Source organism: Paenibacillus tyrphae (assembly GCF_000722545.1).
GTDB classification, from domain to species: domain Bacteria; phylum Bacillota; class Bacilli; order Paenibacillales; family NBRC-103111; genus Paenibacillus_G; species Paenibacillus_G tyrfis.
This window is the reverse complement of the sequence record NZ_JNVM01000099.1, coordinates 1-3,958: the sequence shown is the minus strand read 5'-3', so window position 1 is coordinate 3,958 and position 3,958 is coordinate 1. Positions and strand designations below refer to the sequence as shown.

The following is a 3,958-nucleotide window of genomic DNA, read 5'->3' as shown; positions in this document are numbered from 1 at the left end:
CACAAACGGGGCTCAGTCCCATCCTTCGACGGAAGCACTTCTTCTTTTACGACGCCGGGCCGCAGCTACAGCTTCAACCCTTCCAGCATGATGCCGATCGCCTCGTCGTACATTTGCGGAAACTGTTCGATCGGAAGAGGGTTGATGCCGATTCCCGCTTCGATGGTGAACCCCAGGCGGCCGAACTCCTGAATGAACCAATCCTTATAGCCGGCATCACTGCCGGTCAGCTTGACGGCCCGGTAGCCGCTCGCCTTCGCCAGCCGGCGTGCTGCTTCTTCCGCTTCCGGCGGTTCCTGCCCCCGGTAGTTCCAGTAAATTTCTCTGCCCTGCGTATGAAACGCCATCACCAGACGAAATGAATGCGCGCGGGTGAACGCCTCCATCGCCTGCGCTTCCGGCTCGGACAGCGGCGCAGGCCCCGCGTAGTCCCGCGGACCCGGACCGGGCACTTCCCGTCTATCACGCTCCGCCTCCCAATGGGCCGGAAACTGGTCGTTCAGATCGACGCCGCGGATATTCGCTTTCCAGCGGGAAAACTGCTGCGAATCGTAATTCCACCGAAGCAGCTCCTCGTAATAAGGATGCCCCGGCGTAACCCCTTGCTGCACAAGCTCCACGCCGTCCGGATTGACCATGGGCACGACCCATAGCGAGGTTTGCTCGTACAGCTCGGTCATAGCCCGGTTGCGCAGCGGCTTCCTTCCGGCATAGGCTGCTGCATAATCCTCGATGAATTTCATCAGCAGCAGCGACGTAATCCATTCGTTTGCGTGAAACGCCCCGTTATAATGCACTTCCCGCGGGCCGGTGCCGATGCGCACCGCCGGAATATCTTTTCCGAGCACAGATTGACCGACGACGATCATTTCCAGAAAAGGATACGTGTCCAGCAGCCGGTCCAAATCGTCCAGCAGCTCCGCATAACCGTACTCCACATCCGTTTCGACAATCGTCAAGCCATTGCTTACGGGAAGCACGATGGATTGTCCGATCCGCAGACGGCGCGGGTCCGCATCGGGGTTGGCCGCCTGAAGCTCCGCCAGCGAAATATTGAACCGCAGAGCCAGGTCCCACAGCGTGTCCCCCGCTTGAATGACGTAGCGGCTCGTCGTTCTTACGGGGATGTGGACGACTTGGCCGGGATACAAATAGCTGCGCTCCTTTAAATGCGGATTCGCCCCATAAAGCGCCGTCACGTTCATACCGTACCGTCGCGCGACCCGATGGATCGTATCTCCGCGTCTGACGACGTAAGGAAATGTCATCCGACAGCCCTCCTCAGCTCACTGCCCGGACGCAACGGCCCGGGGTTCGCTAATGCATATGCCGGAGAGCTATATAATATTCGGAACCTGCCAGACGACAGGCGTCACCTTGATTTGCTCGTTCAGCCATCCTTGCGCAATCATCTTGAACATCCAAGGATCTCCGCTGCAAAAAAATTGATGAACCGGCAGCTTATTGGAGGTCGCCAGCATTCCCTTGTGATACAGGATTGTGCTGATTTCCCGCGCGGTCTCCTCCGCCGAGTTAATCAAAGTAACTTGCTGTCCCATGACTGAAGCAATCGTATCCGTAAGGAACGGATAATGCGTACACCCGAGAATCAGGCAATCCATCGGGTTTTCCTTCAGCTCGCTAAGCGATTCCTCGACGACCTGCCGGGTTTGTTCCCCATGGAATACACCCTTCTCGACCAAAGGCACGAACAAAGGACAGGCCCGGCTCACGACTTCAATGTGAGGTGAAAGTTGACGCAGCGCCGTTTCGTAAGCGTTGCTTTGGATCGTTCCGATCGTTCCGATAACGCCGATCTTCTGGGTGCGGGTCATTTTAATCGCTGCCCGGGCTCCGGGATGAATGACACCGACCACGGGAACGGGCAATCTGGCGCGAATCTCCTCCAAAGCGATAGCCGTTGCCGTATTGCAGGCGATGACCACCATTTTGGGATGAAACTGAAGCAAATAATCGACGATCTGATGCGTGAAGCGAGTAACCTCCTCGGCCGGCCTCGGTCCGTAAGGCGTCCGGGCGGTATCTCCGAAATAAACGATTTTCTCCTGCGGCAGTTGGCGCATGACCTCTTTGACGACCGTCAATCCGCCGACTCCTGAATCCAATATGGCTATCGCTTGTTGCACGGTTATTCGCTTCCTTTATTTTGGTCTGTTCACTTCTAGGTTTATGTTATGTAGAGCGAAAAGGAAAGGTGTCCGGTTCGGCTTATTCCGCCATTCGGATCATTTTATCTTAACAGACCCCGGCCAAAAATAAAACCCGCCCTGCGGCGGGTCACGGCTCAAAACGGAGCGTGCCGGACGAAAACTACTTCGGAGGCTCGATATCGCTTAACAGCGCGAACTCGTAGCCCGCTTTTTTGACGGCTTTGATGATTTTATCCAGCGCCTGGATGTTTTCCGGCGAACCTTGATGCATTAAAATAATGTTGCCGTCATGCAAATTGTTCATGATGTCGTTGTAGGGGTCCTCCGCACCGTTCTTGCGGGGCTCCCAGTCGCGCATGGCCGTGGACCAGAAGACGGACGTGTACCCCATATCGGATACCATTTTCAATAAGTGCGTATTATAACGGCCGTACGGAAAACGGAAATACGGCTGGATATCCTTCCCAGTCACATCTTTATAAAGCTTCGCGTAATCTTCGATTTCTTTGCGCACCTGCTCGTCGGTTTGCGTATTCATATCCGTATGCGTCATCGTATGGTTGGCGATCAGATGCCCGTCGGCCACGAGCGTCCGAATGAAATCGGGATTTTTCTTGACGTTGTAGCCCGCGATAAAGAAATTCGCCTTCACCTTGTTGTCCTTCAACGACTTGACCAACGTATCGATATCTCCGAGCGGGCCCCCGGTATCGATGGTCAAATATACTTTTTTCCCGGTCCCGACCCAGAGCGCCTTCATGTCTTTCGTGAAGCTTTTCGTCTCCGCCGGGAAATTCGGGACCTGGCCTTTGGGCTTCTTCATGTAATACCACGAGAGCGCCTTGTGGTCTCCGGTTCCTTCCGCCGGCGGTTCCTTCGTTTTGCCGCCCGTGACGGCTGCGGCCGGATTTTTCGGTCCGGATGCGCCCGCTTTGCCGTTATCGTTGACAGCTCCATTCGCGCTGGACGGCTGGCTCTGCTTGTCCGCAGGCTCGGACGAGTTCGGTTTGTCCTTCGTCGTTTTCGTTTCTTTCGTTTCTTTCGCTTTTGAATCTTTCGTCTCTTTCTCCGCTTTCGCGTCCTTGGCTGGCTCCGAGTTGACGGAGGTCGCCGGCGGGGCCGGGACAACCGAAGAATCGCCCGACGATTCGGTCGGCTTCTTGGATTCAACCGGTTTCGGTGAATCGGTCGGCTTAGGTGTTTCGGCCGGCTTGGGCGACTCGGTCGGCGCAGACGGCTCGGCGGCGCGCTCGCTACTGCAAGCCGCAAGCATGAGGGACAATGCCGCAGCCAGCATCCAAACCGCCTTTGTCTTGTTGTTCATCGCTGTTCCCCATTTCGTTGATCGTGGAGTCGTTTGGTGCGGTCGGCAATCATTTGATCGAACGCGAATAATTGTTCGTATATATTTTACCAAACGGCGTAACATGTGGCAAACCGACGCAAAATCTCGCCGGTCCATTTACGCAAATAAAGCAATAATTATTCCAATTCGAATACCGGGCATGGCATACAAAAAAGACCCCTGCGGCGCAGAGGTCTCAGGCTACTGAGATACCCTGGAAGTAGAAAATCTCAGACAAATAGAGGTGGGGTATATCCCGTAAGAGTTTACGTCCGCCTCCCTCAGTATGATGCTGTTTTCTCGTTCTATCTCGCTCATTCGCAGGATCTTATTCATGCTGAAACTTTTGAATAAAGTAACGAAGGACTTGTACCAGACGTTCGGGAATTGTATGCATAGAGAAATAAAGGTATCCAGATTAAATACCACATAATACCATTTT

Annotated in this window: 3 protein-coding genes; all 3 read right to left on the bottom strand. The window is 54.4% G+C overall.

What is annotated here, in order from left to right:
• Positions 1-65: 65 nt before the first annotated feature.
• Positions 66-1,268, bottom strand: coding sequence for a M14 family zinc carboxypeptidase (locus ET33_RS35970; protein WP_036694205.1), 1,203 nt, complete (start codon positions 1,266-1,268; stop codon positions 66-68).
• A gap of 69 nt (positions 1,269-1,337) precedes the next feature.
• Complete coding sequence (gene racE / locus ET33_RS35965) at positions 1,338-2,147, bottom strand: glutamate racemase (RefSeq protein ID WP_036694201.1); 810 nt, start codon at positions 2,145-2,147, stop codon at positions 1,338-1,340.
• Positions 2,148-2,331: 184 nt separating this feature from the next.
• Positions 2,332-3,495 carry a polysaccharide deacetylase family protein gene (locus tag ET33_RS35960; protein ID WP_036694198.1) on the bottom strand — a complete coding sequence of 388 codons (1,164 nt, stop codon included), beginning with the start codon at positions 3,493-3,495 and terminating at the stop codon, positions 2,332-2,334.
• Between the last annotated feature and the right edge of the window lie 463 nt (positions 3,496-3,958).

What these genes read in the sequence shown, in the direction of transcription:
- ET33_RS35970 (WP_036694205.1), bottom strand. Translation starts at nt 1,268, where the DNA reads ATGACATTTCCTTACGTCGTCAGACGCGGAGATACGATCCATCGGGTC.
- ET33_RS35960 (WP_036694198.1), bottom strand. Translation starts at nt 3,495, where the DNA reads ATGAACAACAAGACAAAGGCGGTTTGGATGCTGGCTGCGGCATTGTCC.